The following is a 16,081-nucleotide window of genomic DNA, read 5'->3' as shown; positions in this document are numbered from 1 at the left end:
GTCACGACGCGCTCCCGGGGACCACGCCGGACACCAGCAGGCGTTCGACGTACTTCGCGAGCACGTCCACCTCGAGGTTCACCCGGTCGCCCGGCATCAGTCGCCCGAGGATCGTCGCCTCGAGCGTCGTCGGGATCAGCGAGACGCCGAACGTCTCGTCGTCCACGTGCGTCACCGTCAACGACACCCCGCTCACCGCGATCGAGCCCTTCTCCGCCACGTAGCGCGTCAGACCCCCAGGCGCGGAGAGCACCAGGTCGTCCCACCGCTCCCCCGGCGCGCGGCTCACGAGCGTGCCGACGCCGTCCACGTGGCCCTGCACGACATGACCGCCCAGCCGCGCGTCCGCCCGGACGGCCCGCTCCAGGTTCACCGGCGACCCCGCCACGAGGTCACCCAGCGCAGTCCGCCGCAACGACTCCGGCATCACGTCCGCCGTGAACGACCCGTCGCCCCCGAGGCTCGTGACCGTCAGGCACACCCCGTTCACCGCGATCGAGTCACCGAGCGCCGCGTCCGACGCCGCGAGCGGCCCCTCGACCGTGAGCACCGCGTCCTCCCCCGCGCCGCCAGGGAACGCGATCCCCCGGACCCTGCCGATCTCCTCCACGATCCCCGTGAACATCAACCCACCCGTCCTTCCGTGCTCTTCCTGGACACCACCAGCGCGTCGTCCCCGACACGCCTCACCTCCACCGTGCGAAACCGGTGCGCGTCGGCGATCGTCGCCACACCGAACCCGTCCACCGCGCGTCGTCCGCCCCCCAGCAGCACCGGGGCCACGTACGCGTGCAGCTCGTCCACCGCGCCCGCGGCCAGGAACGCCGTCGCCAGCGTCGGACCGCCCTCCACCAGCACGTGCCGCACCTCGCGCTCCGCGAGCCGCTCCAGCACCTCACCGACGTCCCGCGTCAGCACGTGCACCAGCTCGCCACCCTCCCCGTGGACCCGCGCCGTCGGCGGGATCCCCCGCAGGCCCACGACCACCCGCAACGGCTGGTGCTCCGCCAGACGCGCGGCGCTCGCGGCCTCGTGGGACGAGCCGTGGGCGGGCACCCGCGCGGTGAGCTCGGGGTCGTCGGCCAGGAGCGTGCCCGTGCCGACGGCGATCGCGTCCACCTCCGCCCGCACGCGGTGCGCGTGCTCGCGCGCCGCGGGCCCGGTGATCCACCGGCTCGTCCCGTCCGCGGCGGCGACGTAGCCGTCGAGCGTCGTGGCCGTCTTGAGCGTCACGTACGGCGTGCCGCGCCGGACGGCCGCGAGCCACACCCGCAGGAGCTCCTCGCCCTCGGCGGCGCGCAGGCCGCGCACGACGCGGACCCCCGCGGCCCGCAGCCGGTGCGCGCCGCCCGTGGCGACGGGGTTCGGGTCGTCGACGGCGAGCACGACCTCTGCCACGCCCGCGGCGACGAGGGCGTCGGCGCACGGGCCGGTGCGACCGGTGTGGGCGCACGGCTCGAGCGTCACGACCGCCGTCGCGCCGGCGACGTCGACGCCGCGCGCCCGGGCGTCCGCGAGGGCCGCCGCCTCGGCGTGCGGCGTCCCCGCGCCACGGTGCCACCCCTCGGCGAGCACGGGCCGCGGGTGCGGGTCGAGCGAGCCGGGCGCGGCGCCGTCGGGCAGGGTCGCGCCGGGCGGAGGGCCCAGCAGGACGCACCCAACGCGCGGGTTCGGCCCGTGTGCCGGCCCTCGGGCCGCCAGCTCGAGCGCGCGCGTCATCGCGGCGTCGACCGTCAGGGTGCGGGGGTGCTCGCCCATCGTCCTCCTCCCGGGCACGGGCGCTCCGGGGTGAGGGCGGGCGGCGGGTCGAGCCACGAGGGCTCGACGGCGTCGCTCACCACGGCGAGGCCGTCACCGTCCCGGACGGGTGCGCCGGCGGGTCGCCGGAGCACCACGCGCCGAGGCGTGGCCACGCCGCACGTGCTTCCTCCCATCCGGACTTTCACCGTCGGTCCTGGAGTTCCACCAGGTCAACCGCGCGTGGGCGCGGGTCGCGGACTGTCACCGCCGGCTCGGAATTGCACCGACCCCGGAGCACGTTCGTGCGTACTGCGTACTGCAACCGCCGATGTTACTCCGGGTGCGCCCCGCGCGGGTGCGACCGGCACGGGTGCGAGCGGCGGTCCGGCGCGACCTCGCCCGCTCCCGTCGAGGTCGCCGCTCGGGAGCACCGCCTCCCCCCGAGGCGTCGAGCTTCGCCGTCCGACGGCTGGCCTCAACCCCCTTCTCCGTGCTTGGTGGTGAGGTTTTCGCGGTCTCGTAGATGCAAGGTGTGCGCTTGGCACACTATTTCATCTGGAACGAAGAAGGGGCCCGAAGAGGGCCCCTTCTCGTCCTGACGTCAGTGAGCGTGCGCCGACGCCTCCGCCAGCTCGCGCAGCGCCTGGATCTCCTCGGGCACGTTCTCCGCCCCGTAGACCGCCGACCCGGCGACGAAGACGTTCGCCCCCGCGTCCGCGGCTCGCTCGATCGTCGAGCGGGACACTCCCCCGTCGACCTGGATCCACACGTCGAGGCCCGACTCGCTCACGGCTTCGCGCGCCCGCCGGATCTTCGGCAGCGTCCCCTCGATGAAGGACTGCCCGCCGAAGCCCGGCTCGACCGTCATGACGAGGATCATGTCCACCTCGGTCAGCAGGTCCAGGAAGGGCTCCACCGGCGTCGCAGGGCGCAGCGCGACGCCTGCGCGGGCTCCCAGGCGGCGGAGCTCGCGAGCGAGCCGCACAGGGGCAGCAGCGGCCTCGGCGTGGAACGTGACCGACGCCGCGCCCGCCTCCGCGTAGGCCGGCGCCCAGCGGTCAGGGTCCTCGATCATGAGGTGGGCGTCGATCGGGACGGGCGACACCTGCGCCAGGCGCTCGAACACCGGCAGCCCGAGCGTGAGGTTCGGCACGAAGTGGTTGTCCATGACGTCGACGTGCGCGTAGTCCGCCGTGGCGATCGCGTTCAGGTCGCGCTCGAGGTTCGCGAAGTCGGCGGACAGGATGCTCGGTGCGATGAGGGCTGCCATGGGCCCAGCCTAGGGGCGCGTGCCGGAGCCCGGTGCTCGTACCCTCGTCGCGTGAGCGACCTCTCCTCCCCCTCCCCCGGCTCGCCCCCTTCCTCCGTTTGCGGCACGCCGCACCGCCCCGGGCACCCGCACGCCTCCGCGCCCGCCGTGACCGTGCGCCCGGCCACGGTGCACGACCTGCCGCGGGTCGCGGAGATCGCCGCCCCGTTCGTGCGCGACACGTGCGTGACGTTCGAGGAGGAGGTCTGGGACGTCCCGGCGTGGCACCGCAAGCTCGACGACGTCACCGCGCGCGGCCTGCCGTTCCTCGTCGCCGAGGTCGACGCCCCGGGCGGGCCGGGCTCCCCGACCGGCGCCGTCGTCGCGGGCTACGCGTACGCGTCGGCCTGGCGCCCCAAGCCCGCCTACCGGCACACCGCCGAGGACACGATCTACCTCGACCCGGCACACGCCGGGCGCGGGGTGGGCACCGCGCTGCTCGCCGCGCTCCTGGAGGCGCTCGCCGCCGCGGGGGTCCGCCAGGTCGTCTCCGTCGTGGCCGACGTCCCCGAGGCCGCCGGGTCGCTCCCGCTGCACCGCCGCTTCGGCTTCGTCGAGGCCGGCCGCCTCACCGCCGTCGGGTTCAAGCACGGCCGCTGGGTCGACACGATCCTGCTCCAGCGCACCCTCTGAGCACCCTGGGGCGCCCCGACCCGGCGGGGCGAGCAGGCGGTCCCGGTGGGTGAGGGCGCCCGGACCCGCCACGACCACCTGCTCGGCGTGAGAAGGGGACCGTTAGACGACCCGGCCGCGGCGGAGGTCGGTGGTACGGCGCTCGACCGTGCGCCAGGCGTGACGGCTCACGCCGGGGTGGGCGTCGCGGTCGATGTCCGCGAGCGCCGCGAGGAGTCCGTCGAGGGTCTGGGCGACGGCGCGCTGGGCGCGTCGGCGGGGCAGTCCCCAGGTGGTGCCCTCGGTGACGAGGTGGTCGGCGGTGAGGCGGTCCATGTCGCGTTCGCCGGCGACGTCCATGGCGAAGACGCGGGAGGCGTGGTCGTGGTGGAGGTGCATGGCGATGTCGTAGGCGGGGGCGAGGCGGACGGTGCCGTCGGCGTGGCGCAGGACGGAGATGTTCTTGGCGTGGGCGTCGGTGTTGCCGAGGGCGAGGTTGAGGGTGGTGAGGGCGAGGAGGGGGTCGGGGCGGGTGCCGTCGTCGCGCAGGGTGCGGGCGATGGCGGCGAGGGAGGGGAAGCGGCGGCCGTGCTGGAACTTGCGTTCGGGGTCGCGGGTGTTGATGCCGAGGGCCTGGGCGGCGTCCTCCTGGTGGAGGCGTGCGGTGCCGGTGGGGTCGGTGGGGTCGGGGACGCGGTCGTAGCGGGTGACGACGATGGCGCGTTCGCCGTCGAGCTCGGTGACGTGGGCGTCGACGGTGGTGAGGCCGATGCGGCGGGCGAGGTCGAGGGCGGCGGCCTCGGTGTTGACGAGGTCGGCGGTGGGTGAGTCGGAGGGGCGGGCGACCTTGAGGATGTGGGTGGTCGGTGCGGTGCCGTGGGGTCGGGCCCAGCCGTGCTCGTCGTGGAGGAGGGTGATCTTGGGTTCCATGCCGGGCAGGGAGCTGGTGAGGTGGTCGGCGCGGCCTTCTCCCCCGCTGCGTGCGACGGCGGCGCGCAGGAGTCGTGCGACGGCGGCGTCGTCGAGGCGTTCGGGGGTGCGGGGGGTGGGGAGGGGTTGTCCTTCGGGTGCGAGGAGGACGGCGCCGGCGGTGTCGTGGCCGTAGTGGACGAGGAAGGCGAGGGCGTCGTCGGGGTCGATGCCGGCGTCGATGGCCATGGCGTCGCGGGTGCGGCCCTCGGGGAGGAGTCCGTCGAGCCAGGCGGCGACGCGCGCGGGGTGGGGCGGGGGTTCGTCGGGTGGGGTGATGGGGAGCAGGTGGGACAGGACGCGGGCGTCGTGCCCCCAGCGGTCGAGGGCGTCGGTGGTCCAGGTGAGGGTGACGCGGGGTGTGCCGTCGGTGGTGCGCAGGCCGGTGGGTGCGAGGGTGGCGACGGGGGTTCCGTAGAGCCAGGCGGTGAGGGTGGTCATCGGCGTTCCTGGAGTCGCAGGTCGACGTCGAGGGTGTCGAGGAGCTCGAAGAGTCGTTGGACCCAGAGGTTCTCGACGCCGTTCTCGAGCTCGGAGAGGTACTGGCGGGTGATGCCGAGCTCGTCGGCGACCTGGGCCTGGGTGAGTCCGCGGGTTCGGCGGACGCGGCTGAGGTAGGCGCCGAGGTCGCGGGGGCTGCGGGGGGTGGTCCAGGTGTCGGCCATGCTCGCTCTCCTGCCGTGGGGTGCCCTGACGTGCTGCCGCGTCGGGATTCCCTGACACGACACGGTGTCAGGTTACTCTGACACCCTCGCGTTGTCGAGATATGACGACATCGCGACGCGGGGCGCGGCGCTCACACCGTGCGGCGCAAGAGCGTGAGGTGCATGGCGTCGGTGCCGTGGACGTGCGGCCAGAGCTGGACGTCCTGACGGTCCCCGAGCTCGACGATGTCGCGCACCTCGGGGCGCACGACGTCGCGCACGACGGCCGGGGCGTCGAGGACCTCGACGTCGTCGCGACGGCGCAGCACGTCGGCGACGACGACCTGGGTCTCGGCGAGGTGGGGCGAGCACGTGACGTACCCGACCACTCCCCCGGGCCGGACGGCGTCGAGCGCGGAGTCGAGGAGCTCGCGCTGGAGCCCGGTGAGGGTCGCGAGGTCCGCCGGGGTGCGGCGCCACCGGGACTCGGGTCGGCGGCGCAGGGCCCCGAGGCCCGTGCAGGGGGCGTCGAGGAGCACGCGGTCGTACGCGCCCGGCTCGTCCTGCCCGACGGCGCGCCCGTCGCCCGTGCGCACGGCCTCCACGGCGTCCGCGGGCACGGCGGCGAGCGCCTTCTCCACGAGGCGTGCGCGGTGCGGCTGGACCTCGTTGGCGACGAGGCGCGCCCCGCGCTCGGCCGCGAGCGCCGCGAGGAGCGCGGCCTTGCCGCCGGGGCCGGCGCACAGGTCGAGCCAGCGCGCGTCGTCGCCGGTGGAGCCGGGCTGCGGCCCGGTGAGCGGTGCGGCGGCGAGCGCGAGGGCGACGAGCTGGCTGCCCTCATCCTGGACGCCGGCGCGGCCGTCGCGCACGGCGCCGAACGCGGCGGGGTCGCCGCCGTCGAGGGTGAGCGCGGTGGGCGCCCAGCGGGCGGGGGTGACGCGGCCGTCGCCGTCGGCGAGCTCGTGGGGGTCGGCGAGGCCGGGGCGCGCGACGAGCGTGACGCGGGGGGCGTCGTTGTCGGCGGCGAGGAGGGCGTCGAGCTCGTCGACGGGGCGCCCGTTGCCGGCGAGGGCGTCGCGCAGGGCGCGGGCGATCCAGACGGGGTGGCTCTGGGTGGCCGCGAGCGCCGCGAGGGGGTCGGGGGCGTCGTCGGCGAGGGTCGTGAGCCAGTCGTCGAGGGGGGTGCGGGCGACGCGGCGCAGGACGGCGTTGACGAGCTGGGCGCTGCCGGCGCCGGTGCGCTCGCGGGCGAGGCCGACGGTCTCGGAGACGGCGGCGTGCTGCGGGACGCGCATGGCGAGGAGCTGGTGGGTGCCGAGGCGCAGGACGTCGAGGACGGGCGGGTCGAGGCGGTCGAGGGGGCGGTCGAGGCAGTGCGCGAGGATCGCGTCGTAGCGGCCGCGCAGGCGCAGGGTGCCGTAGGCGAGCTCGGTCGCGAAGCCGGCGTCGCGTCCGCGGATGCCGCGCTCGCGCAGCAGGGGCGGCAGGACGAGGTTGGCGTAGGCGTCGGAGCCGTCGACCTGGCGCAGGACGTCGTACGCGACGGCCCGTGCGGGGTCGGTGCCCTTGCGGCGCTGGGAGGGTGCTGCGGAGCCGCGGTGCACCTCTCCGCGGGAGCGGGCGGCGCCGCGCTGGCGCCCTCGGGCGTCGCGGCGCTCGTCTCCCCCGCCGGCCGGCGCCGCACCAGGATTCGAACGTGCGTTCGAGTCGTCGCCCCGACCCGGGACACCATCGCTCGAACGCCTGTTCGACGCGGCACCCTCACGGCGCTGCGGTCGCCCGTTCCTGTTCGAACGTGCGTTCGAACCGTCGCGGTCGCGGCGCTCGGCGCTCATCGGGCGGTCTCCGCACCGAGGACCGTGGCGTCGTCGAGCCGGGCACCGCGCGCCCAGTCCGCGGCGGCCATGTGCTTCTTGCCCACGGGCGCCACCTCCCCCAGCTGGACGGCGTGGGTCGCGGTCCCGACGAGCACCTCCTTCTTCCCGGCGCGCACGCGCCCGGGGGCGAGGTCGACGACGTCGGGCCGCGGGGTGACCGGGCCGAGCCCCAGGCGCGCGGGCGTGCCGTCGGCGCCGGGCAGGGTCGTCCACGCCCCGGGGGCCGGGGTGCAGCCGCGCACGAGGCGGTCGACCGCGAGCGCCGGGTGGTCCCAGCGGACCTCCGCGTCGGCGGTCGTGAGCTTGGCGGCGTGCGAGACGCCGTCGGCGGGCTGGGGCTGCGGGCGCAGGGTGCCGTCCTCGAGGGCGTCGAGGGTGGCGACGAGGAGGTCGGCACCGGAGACGGCGAGGCGGCCCAGGAGGTCGCCCGCGGTGTCCCGGGGCCGGATCGTCTCCGTCGTGGTGCCGAGCGTGGGCCCCGAGTCCAGCCCTTCCTCGATGAGGAACGTCGTCGCCCCGGTCACCTCGTCGCCCGCGATGATCGCGCGCTGCACGGGCGCCGCGCCGCGCCAGGCGGGCAGGACGGAGAAGTGCAGGTTGACCCACCCGTGCCGGGGCACGGCGAGCACGTCGGGGCGCAGGATCTCCCCGTACGCGACGACGGGTGCCGCGTCGACGTCGAGCGCGGCGAGGCGCGCGAGGAACTCCTCGCCGCGGGGCCGGTCGGTGAGGACGGGGATCCCGGCCTCCTCGGCACGCACGCGGACGGGGCTGGGGGTCAGGCGCCGTCCGCGGCCCGACGGCGCGTCGGCGCGCGTGAGCACGGCGACCACCTCGTGGCGGGAGTCGAGGAGGGCGTCGAGGGACGGGACCGCGGTATCCGGGGTCCCCGCGAACAGCAGGCGCATGGGCCCGATTCTAGGTGGCCGGGCAGGGCGGCAGACCCGGGAGCGGCCCCGTGCACGAGTCGGGCGCCCGGTATGCGCAGGCGCCCGGTACGGGCCCGGAGGTCAGGTCGCCAGCGTGGCGACCGGCGGGAAGGCGGGGAACGCCTCGTCGTCCACGGGAGCGAGCTCGAGGCAGCTCAGCCGGTCGTCGTCGACGAACAGCAGCAGGAGGAAGCGGTCCGTGCCCGCCTCCAGCACGACGCGCGGGCCCTGCGCGGGGACGGGACCGTCGTCGTCGCCCAGGTCGATCGTCGGGCAGGACCCGCACGCGCACCCGCCGTGCACGCGCACCGCGTCGACCTGGGCGAGCCAGCGCCCACGGTCGGCCGCGTCCCGGTCGGGCGCGACCGCCTCGCCGCGGCACCCGTGGCGGAGCATCCAGACGAGCACGTCGCGCTCGGGGGCCGTGAGCGCGCGCGGCACCCCGGCACCCGTCACGACGCGGCGCCCGTCACGACCCAGCGCCCATCACGACCCGGCGCCCTCGGGGCCGACCGGCACGCCCAGGTCGCGCAGCGCCGCGCGCAGGCCCGCCGTGCCCTCGAACAGGTGGGTGCGCAGCCCGAGGCGTCTCGCGGCGTCGACGTTGGCGGGGCTGTCGTCGGTGAACAGCGTCCGGGCCGGGTCGAGACCGAACCGCTCGACCGCGAGCGCGAAGATCGCCGGGTCGGGCTTGGCCAGGCCCTCGCGCCCGGAGACCAGCACGTCCTCCATGAGGGCCGTGGCCGGAGCGGCCGGAGCGGCGTGCCCGAAGAGCTCCGCGGACCAGTTCGTCAGCCCGTACAGCCGCAGGCCCAGGTCCCGCAGCTCGCGCACGAGCTCCTCGGAGCCCTCGACCGGGCCGGTGAGCGTCGCGGGGAACCGCTCGACGTACCGGTCCAGGAGCGTGACGTGGTGCGGGTGGCTCGCCGCCACGCGGTCGCGCGCGTCCTGCCACGTCGCACCGGCGTCCCGCTCGTGGTTGAGCACCCGGAAGTCCACGTCGGCGAAGAACGCGTCCACGTCCCGCCGGTCGACGCCGTCGTACGCACCGTACGGGTCCCAGCCCACCAGGACGTTGCCGAAGTCGTACAGCACGGCGTCGATCTCGCGGGCGGCGGGTGCCGGGTCCCGGTCGGGGGTCTCGTCGGCGGACGCCTCGGTGACGGGGGCGACGGTCGGGACGGCGGGCACGGGGTGGTGCGTCACAGGGCGGTGCGTCACAGGATCTCCTTCGGGTCGAGCTCCACCCGCACGCTACCCGGCTCCCGCCGCGCGGACCGGACCGCGACGGACGCGCCGAGCTCGCGCGCCAGCCGGCGGCCGTCGCGCACCGCGACCCGCACCACCGCCCGCACGGGCGGGGCGTCCACCAGCCCGGGCGCCGCGCCGTCCGCCCCGTCCGTACCCCGCCCGCGCGGCGACGCCGCCACCTCCACCGGACCCAGCACCGTCTCCGGGCCCGCGAGCGCCACCCGGCCCAGTACCGCCGCCACCGCGGGACGGTCGCCCGTCACCGCCGCCACCCGGACCGCCGGCGGCAGCGACAGCTCCACCCGCTCGTCCAGCTCCCGGTCCGCGAGGAGCGCCGGGTCCCAGCGCACGAGGGCGTTCGTCGGCGCGGGCGCGGCGTCGCCCACGAGCAGCACCTGCCCGCCCTCCGTCGCGGGCCGCACGAGCGCCGCCGCGGCGAGCCAGCGCGCGAGCGCGTCCTGCGCGACGTCCAGCCCGACGTGCGCCGTGCTCACCGCCGCGTCCAGCAACAGCGCCGCCGCGTACCCGCCCTCGGCGACCGGCTCGGCGCCCGGCGTCGCGACCACGAGCGCGGGGCGCGCGGACACCGCCCCCAGCACCCCGCCCGCCGCCGCGGCACCGGACACCTGCACCGGGACCCCCGCGAACGCGCGCCCCAGCTCCTCCGCGGTGCGCTGGGAGCCCACGCGCACCGACCGCAGCCCCGTCCAGTGGCACTCCGCGCACGACCACCCGCCCGCGAGCGCCCCGCACCACGCGCACTGCGGCGTCGCCTGCGGACCGGACAGCGCGAGCGGCCCGTGGCACACCGTGCAGCGCGCAGGCGTGCGGCACCGGCCGCACGCCACGACCGGCACGTACCCCGACCGCGGCACCTGCACCAGCACCGGCCCTTGCTCCAGCGCCGCGCGCGCCGCGCGCCACGCGGCCGTCGGGATGCGCGCCGCGGCGCCCGGTCCCTCCGCCGCCAGCTCGACCGAGGTCAGCGCCCGCACGCGCGGCGCCCGGGCCCGCACGACGTCGCGCGGCGCCGCGAGCTCGTGCGCCCAGCCCCGTACGACGAGCGCGTGCGCCGCGACCGTGCGCCCGTGCGACCCCAGCAGGAACGCCGCGCCCTCCTGGTCGCTGCGCAGCGCGAGCACCTCGCGCGCGTGCGGGTACGGGGCGCGCGGCTCCGCGAGGGTGTCCTCGCCGTCGTTCCAGCAGACCACCAGCCCGAGGTCGACCACGGGCGCGAACGCCGCCGCACGGGTCCCCACGACGACGCGCGCGTCACCGTGCAGGACGGCGAGGAACGCGCGGTAGCGCGGGGCGGGCCCCTCGTCGGCCGTCAGTCGCACCACCTCGCCCCCGGTCGCCGCGTCCCACGCGGGCAGCCCGGCGGCCGCGAGCGCGGCGCACACCTGGTCGACGTCGCGCGCGTCCGGCACGACGACGAGCGCGCCCCGCCCGCCCGACCGGGCCGCGCGCACCGCCTCGGCGACCGCGGCCGCCCAGTGCGTGACGGGCAGCGCGTCGGGCTCCTTGCGGGAGCGGCCCGCGCCGCGCCGACCCTCGGGGACCGTCTCGGGTGCCGGGGGCGCGAGACCGGGGAGCGCTGTCCACACGGCCCGGGGCGCCCCGCCGCCCGCGACGTGCGCGAGGAACGCGGCACCGGCCCGGTACGGGGCCCAGACGGACTCCTGGTGCGGCGCCCGCGCCGCAGCAGGCACCGACCCGGGAACGGGCTCGGCAGGCGCGGGACCCGGTTCGTCGACGGGAGGACCCGCAGGAGCCGCCTCGGCGGCGACGGCGTCCTCGCTCGTGGCGACTGGGACCTCCTCAGTTGGGGGCATACCCGGCGCGGGCACCGGGCCGGGGGCCGTCCGTGCCGCGAAGGACTGCTCGGCGCGCGCGTGCCGCGGGGGCACGGCGAGGCGCAGCACGTCCGAGAGCGTGCCGGCGTAGTGGTCGGCGACCGCACGCGCGAGCCGGGCGACGGCCGGTGCCAGCACGGGCTCGGCCGACACGACGCGCCGCAGCGGCAGCAGGCGCCCGTCGTGGTCCGAGCGGTCGACGCGCTCCAGGACGTACCCGTCGACGTCCCGGCCCGCGAACCGCACCTTGACCCGCACCCCCGGGCGCGCGTCGTCGGACATCGTGGCGGGCACGAGGTAGTCGAAGGGGCGGTCCAGGTGCGGGGGCGCGAGGTCGAGCGCGAGGCGCGCCACCGGCAGGTGCGCGGCGATCTGGTGCGACGCCGGCGGCGCGGGCCCCCGGCGGGGCGCGGCGGGCGCGACGGTGAGCAGGGTGTCCTGCACCGCCCGCGACGTGTCCTCCGGCTCGCTCACGACGCCATCGAACCACGCGCCGCCGTCACGACCGGCGCGCTCACGGCCTCGCTCACGACGGTGCGCCGGGCAGTGCGCCCGGCACCCGCGGTGCCGCGCCGTCCCCGTGCGCGGCCGTCGCCCGCGACCGGCGCGACGACGCTCCTCACACCTGGGACTGCAGGTCCGCGACGCGGTCCGTGCGCTCCCACGTGAACTGCTCGAGCTCGCGCCCGAAGTGCCCGTAGGCCGCCGTCGGGGCGTAGATGGGACGCAGGAGGTCCAGGTCGCGGATGATCGCCGCCGGGCGCAGGTCGAACACCTCGCGGATCGCGGCCGTGATGCGCTCGACCGGGACCTTCTCCGTGCCGAACGTCTCCACGTACAGGCCGACGGGGTGCGCCTTGCCGATCGCGTACGCGACCTGCACCTCGCAGCGCCGCGCCAGACCCGCCGCGACGACGTTCTTCGCGACCCAGCGCGTCGCGTACGCGGCCGAGCGGTCCACCTTCGACGGGTCCTTGCCGGAGAACGCGCCCCCGCCGTGGCGGGCCATGCCGCCGTACGTGTCGACGATGATCTTGCGGCCCGTCAGGCCCGCGTCACCCTGCGGGCCGCCCACGACGAACGTGCCGGTGGGGTTGACGAACAGGCGCGTCGCGCGCACGTCGAGATCGAGGCCCGCAGCGTCGAGCACGGGGGCCACGACCTGCGCCGCGACCTGCCGGTGCAGCTCGTCCTGACGGACGTCCGGGTCGTGCTGCGTCGAGAGGACCACCGTGTCGAGGCTGACCGCGCGGTCGCCGTCGTACCCGACGGTGACCTGCGTCTTGCCGTCCGGGCGCAGGCCCGGCACCGTGCCGTCCCGGCGCACCGCCGCCAGGCGCTCGGCGAGACGGTGCGCGAGCCACACCGGCAAGGGCATGAGGCTCGGCGTGTCGTCGCTCGCGTACCCGAACATCAGGCCCTGGTCGCCCGCGCCCTGCGCGTCGAGGGGGTCGTGGTCGCCCTGGTCGTCGCGCTCCTCGAGACTCTTGTCGACGCCCTGCGCGATGTCCGGCGACTGCTGGCCGATCGACACCGAGATGCCGCACGAGTCCGCGTCGAAGCCGATCACCGACGACGTGTACCCGATCCGGCGCACGACGTCGCGCACGATCTGCGGGATCTCGACGTACGCGTCGGTCGTCACCTCGCCGGCGACGTGCACCAGGCCCGTGGTGACCATCGTCTCCACCGCCACGCGGGACGTCGGGTCCTGCGCGAGGAGCGCGTCCAGGATCGCGTCGGAGATCTGGTCGCAGACCTTGTCCGGGTGCCCCTCGGTGACGGACTCGGACGTGAAGAGACGCAGCTCAGCCATGGCGCACAGCCTACTGTCCCGAAAGGTGGGCGAGCATATCCGGCAGGCGAGACGAGACGCGGGTCACTCGTCGGCCCCGGCCCGCTCGTCCGACGGCGCCACGCGCGGCACGACGACGTCCCACACCGCGTCCGCGACCTCGCCCTTCGACCCGCTCGCCGTCGCGACGACGTCCCCCGCGCCGTCGACCACGGTCACGTCGTTCGCGTCGACCGCGAACCCGCGACCCTCGCCCACGGCGTTGACCACGAGCAGGTCCGCGCCCTTGCGCCGCGCCTTGGCCCGGCCGTGGTCGAGCACGGACCCGTGCGCGTCACCGGTCTCCGCCGCGAAGCCGACCACCACCTGGCCCGGGCGCAGCCGGTCGCGGGCGAGCTCGGCGAGCACGTCCGGGTTCTCCACGAGCGCGATCGGCTCGGGCCCCTGGCCCGGCACCTTCTTGATCTTCGCGTCGGGCGCGTGGGCCGGGCGGAAGTCCGCGACGGCCGCCGCCATGACCACGACGTCCGCCCCGGCCGCCGCCGACCGCACCGCGTCGCGCAGCTGAGCCGTCGTCTCGACCTCCACCACGGCGTCGGCCACGCCCCCGGGCGCGCGCACGAGCGCGGCCACGTCCGGGGACAGGTTCGCCGCCACGAGCGTGACGTGCGCGCCGCGCGCCGCCGCCGCACGCGCGAGCTCGACGCCCTGACGCCCGCTCGACCGGTTGCCGATGAACCGCACCGGGTCGATCGGCTCGCGCGTGCCGCCCGCCGACACCACGACGCGCCGGCCCGCGAGATCCTGCGCCGGCCCGCTGCCGGGCCCGTGGCCGGGCTCCGCGCCCGCGTCGGCGGCGTTCGCGCGGGACGCGTCCTCCACGACGGCGAGCGCGACGCGCGCGATCTCGTCCGGCTCGGGCAGGCGCCCCGGCCCGGTGTCCGCCCCCGTGAGGCGGCCGGACGCCGGCTCGATCACGTGCACGCCCCGCGCGCGCAACGTCGCCACGTTCGCGACCGTCGCCGGGTGCTCCCACATCTCCGTGTGCATCGCGGGCGCCATGACCACCGGGCAGCGCGCGGTGAGCAGCGTCGAGGTCAGCAGGTCGTCCGCGCGCCCGACCGCCGCGCGCGCCAGCAGGTCCGCCGTGGCGGGCGCCACGACCACGAGGTCGGCACCCTGGCCCAGGGCGACGTGCGGCACGTGCTCGACGTCCTCGAACACCTGGTCCGTGGCCGGCTCGCCCGACAGCGCCTCCCACGTGGGCGCGCCCACGAAGCGCAGGGCGGACGCCGTCGGCACCACCCGCACCCGATGGCCCTGCTCCCGCAGCAGCCGCAGCAGCAGCACGGCCTTGTACGCCGCGACCCCGCCGCTCACGCCGAGCACGATCCGCATGTCGTTCCTCCTGGAGGTCCGGCTCAGACCCGTCGCCGAACGCGGCGGGACAGGGGGCCCGCGCACTCGGGCGCGGACGCACGAACGCCGCGCCCTCCGGTGGAGGTGCGCGGCGTGCGGGCTCAGGCCTCGGGGGCCTCGTCGGGCTCGGCCTCGATCGTCAGCAGGCCCGCGTTGATCTCGCGCATCGCGATCGAGAGCGGCTTCTCCTGGTTGCGCGTCTCGAGCAGCGGCCCGACGTTCTCCAGCAGGCCCTCGCTGAGCTGCGAGTAGTACGCGTTGATCTGGCGCGCACGCTTGGCCGAGTAGATGACCAGCGCGTACTTCGAGTCGACGTGCTCGAGCAGGTCGTCGATGGGCGGGTCGGTGATGCCCTCGGGGGCGGCGACGGTTCCGGACACAGTTCGCTCCGTGGGTTCAAGGGTCTGCAGCGGGCGCTGCAGCTGGTCGATGGCGGCGGCGCGCACGGCGCCCCGTCCGGGACCGGGCGGCCGCGGCACCACGTCGCAGGACGGGCCGCCGACCGGGCCTCGGGCCCACGGGGGAACGCCCGCGCACGGGCACCGCAGGACAGTCTACTCGCTGTGCCCCTCGCCGTGCCCGGACGGCACGGGGGACGACGCCGGGGACGAGCCCTCCGTCGGGACGGGACGGGGCTCGAGCCCCATGACGCGCACCAGCTCGTCCGTCGCGCGGTGCACCTCATCGTTGACGATGACGTGGTCGAACTCGGACTCCGCCGCGAGCTCGACCCGCGCCGTCGTCAGCCGGCGCTCCCGCTCCTCCGCGTCCTCCGTGCCGCGGCCGACCAGGCGACGCACGAGCTCGTCCCAGCTCGGCGGCGCCAGGAACACGAACCGGGCCTCGGGCATCGACGCCCGGACCTGCCGCGCACCCTGGAGGTCGATCTCCAGGAGCGCCGGCACGCCCGCGGCGAGCTTCTCCTCGACCGCGCGCCGGGGCGTGCCGTAGCTGTTGCGCCCGTGCACGACGGCCCACTCCAGCAGCTCACGGTCCGCGACCATGCGCGCGAACTCGTCCGGGCCGACGAACAGGTAGTGCACGCCGTCCACCTCGCCCGGGCGCGGGTCGCGCGTCGTCGCCGACACGGACAGCCACACCTCCGGGTAGCGGGCCCGGATGTCGGCCGACACCGTGCCCTTCCCGACGGCGGTCGGGCCGGCCAGGACGGTCAGGCGGGCGGGGCCGGGGACGACGGGCGGCGACGCCGGCCCCGTGGTCTCCCCGGCGGGGACGGACGGCGTCGGCTCGGACGGGTGCGCGGAAATGTCAGCCAAACCTCTCGATGAGGGCCGCGGACTGGTGGGGGCCGAGGCCGCGGACACGACGTGTCTCGGCGATCCCGATCTCCTCCATGATCGCCCGAGCCTTCACCTTACCCACGCCGGGCAGGGACTCCAGCAACGAGACGACCTTGAGCTTGCCGATCATGTCGTCCGTCTGGCCGCGCTCGATGACCTCCTTCAGGGAGCCCTGGGAGTACTTGAGCCGGTTCTTCACCTCGGCGCGCACGCGTCGTGCCTCCGCGGCCTTCTCGAGCGCCGCCGCGCGCTGTTCTGGGGTCAGGGGTGGAAGTGCCACGCAAGTCACCTACTCGTCGTCAGGCGGATGGGCCCACTCAGTCGTCCCGGCGTGCCCGCAGGTGGAGCCCCGACCGGGTGGATCACCCGGGCGACCTGC

The 16,081-nt window shown here is 76.3% G+C and carries 16 protein-coding genes and 1 riboswitch; of the genes, 1 reads left to right on the top strand and 15 read right to left on the bottom strand.

What is annotated here, in order from left to right:
* Nucleotide 1 precedes the first annotated feature (1 nt).
* The 3 genes from MT994_RS13005 to rpe form a co-directional block, all read right to left on the bottom strand.
* The gene (locus tag MT994_RS13005; RefSeq protein WP_021481615.1) at nt 2-625 is read right to left on the bottom strand and encodes a riboflavin synthase; all 624 of its coding nucleotides are present in this window, start codon (nt 623-625) and stop codon (nt 2-4) included.
* A complete protein-coding gene (ribD, locus tag MT994_RS13000) occupies nt 625-1,758 on the bottom strand; it encodes a bifunctional diaminohydroxyphosphoribosylaminopyrimidine deaminase/5-amino-6-(5-phosphoribosylamino)uracil reductase RibD (RefSeq protein ID WP_354806570.1) in 1,134 nt (377 codons plus the stop codon). Before ribD ends, MT994_RS13005 begins: the two co-directional genes overlap by 1 nt.
* 158 nt (nt 1,759-1,916) lie before the next feature.
* Nucleotides 1,917-2,042, bottom strand: a riboswitch (FMN riboswitch).
* Nucleotides 2,043-2,341: 299 nt separating this feature from the next.
* Nucleotides 2,342-3,010, bottom strand: a complete 669-nt coding sequence (rpe, locus tag MT994_RS12995; RefSeq protein ID WP_009863278.1) for a ribulose-phosphate 3-epimerase — start codon at nt 3,008-3,010, stop codon at nt 2,342-2,344.
* Between the two features lie 51 nt (nt 3,011-3,061).
* Between rpe and MT994_RS12990 the strand changes: the two genes are divergently transcribed.
* Nucleotides 3,062-3,682: an N-acetyltransferase family protein gene (locus tag MT994_RS12990; RefSeq protein WP_354806568.1), complete on the top strand. Its 621-nt coding sequence runs from the start codon at nt 3,062-3,064 to the stop codon at nt 3,680-3,682.
* 102 nt (nt 3,683-3,784) lie between these two features.
* On the opposite strand, the gene MT994_RS12985 is transcribed toward MT994_RS12990, so the two are convergent.
* The 12 genes from MT994_RS12985 to mihF all read right to left on the bottom strand — a co-directional run bounded on the left by MT994_RS12985 (nt 3,785) and on the right by mihF (nt 15,982).
* Entirely contained in the window at nt 3,785-5,071 is a 1,287-nt protein-coding gene (locus MT994_RS12985) for a HipA domain-containing protein (RefSeq protein WP_354806567.1), read from the bottom strand.
* On the bottom strand, nt 5,068-5,295 hold the full coding sequence (locus tag MT994_RS12980) for a helix-turn-helix transcriptional regulator (protein ID WP_031316417.1): 228 nt from the start codon (nt 5,293-5,295) through the stop codon (nt 5,068-5,070). The genes MT994_RS12985 and MT994_RS12980 overlap by 4 nt, the downstream gene beginning before the upstream one ends.
* 131 nt (nt 5,296-5,426) lie before the next feature.
* Entirely contained in the window at nt 5,427-7,109 is a 1,683-nt protein-coding gene (locus MT994_RS12975) for a transcription antitermination factor NusB (protein WP_354806565.1), read from the bottom strand.
* On the bottom strand, nt 7,106-8,059 hold the full coding sequence (fmt, locus tag MT994_RS12970) for a methionyl-tRNA formyltransferase (protein WP_354806563.1): 954 nt from the start codon (nt 8,057-8,059) through the stop codon (nt 7,106-7,108). The genes MT994_RS12975 and fmt overlap by 4 nt, the downstream gene beginning before the upstream one ends.
* Before the next feature lie 102 nt (nt 8,060-8,161).
* Nucleotides 8,162-8,536 (bottom strand): hypothetical protein, encoded by a 375-nt coding sequence (locus MT994_RS12965; RefSeq protein WP_354806562.1) that lies wholly within the window; start codon nt 8,534-8,536, stop codon nt 8,162-8,164.
* 30 nt (nt 8,537-8,566) lie between these two features.
* Nucleotides 8,567-9,301 (bottom strand): HAD family phosphatase, encoded by a 735-nt coding sequence (locus MT994_RS12960; protein WP_354806561.1) that lies wholly within the window; start codon nt 9,299-9,301, stop codon nt 8,567-8,569.
* A complete protein-coding gene (locus MT994_RS12955) occupies nt 9,298-11,661 on the bottom strand; it encodes a primosomal protein N' (protein ID WP_354806559.1) in 2,364 nt (787 codons plus the stop codon). The genes MT994_RS12960 and MT994_RS12955 overlap by 4 nt, the downstream gene beginning before the upstream one ends.
* Before the next feature lie 145 nt (nt 11,662-11,806).
* Nucleotides 11,807-13,003 carry a methionine adenosyltransferase gene (metK, locus tag MT994_RS12950; RefSeq protein ID WP_034653075.1) on the bottom strand — a complete coding sequence of 399 codons (1,197 nt, stop codon included), beginning with the start codon at nt 13,001-13,003 and terminating at the stop codon, nt 11,807-11,809.
* A gap of 63 nt (nt 13,004-13,066) precedes the next feature.
* Nucleotides 13,067-14,380 carry a bifunctional phosphopantothenoylcysteine decarboxylase/phosphopantothenate synthase gene (locus tag MT994_RS12945; RefSeq protein WP_354806558.1) on the bottom strand — a complete coding sequence of 438 codons (1,314 nt, stop codon included), beginning with the start codon at nt 14,378-14,380 and terminating at the stop codon, nt 13,067-13,069.
* A gap of 122 nt (nt 14,381-14,502) precedes the next feature.
* Nucleotides 14,503-14,781 carry a DNA-directed RNA polymerase subunit omega gene (gene rpoZ, locus MT994_RS12940; RefSeq protein ID WP_031316460.1) on the bottom strand — a complete coding sequence of 93 codons (279 nt, stop codon included), beginning with the start codon at nt 14,779-14,781 and terminating at the stop codon, nt 14,503-14,505.
* Nucleotides 14,782-14,955: 174 nt separating this feature from the next.
* Nucleotides 14,956-15,576, bottom strand: coding sequence for a guanylate kinase (gene gmk / locus MT994_RS12935; protein ID WP_354806702.1), 621 nt, complete (start codon nt 15,574-15,576; stop codon nt 14,956-14,958).
* A gap of 94 nt (nt 15,577-15,670) precedes the next feature.
* Complete coding sequence (mihF, locus tag MT994_RS12930; RefSeq protein WP_021482878.1) at nt 15,671-15,982, bottom strand: integration host factor, actinobacterial type; 312 nt, start codon at nt 15,980-15,982, stop codon at nt 15,671-15,673.
* Between the last annotated feature and the right edge of the window lie 99 nt (nt 15,983-16,081).

The organism is Cellulosimicrobium sp. MI9406, assembly GCF_040595865.1.
In the GTDB taxonomy this organism is placed as follows: domain Bacteria; phylum Actinomycetota; class Actinomycetes; order Actinomycetales; family Cellulomonadaceae; genus Cellulosimicrobium; species Cellulosimicrobium funkei.
This window is presented reverse-complemented; position numbering and strand designations above follow the sequence as displayed.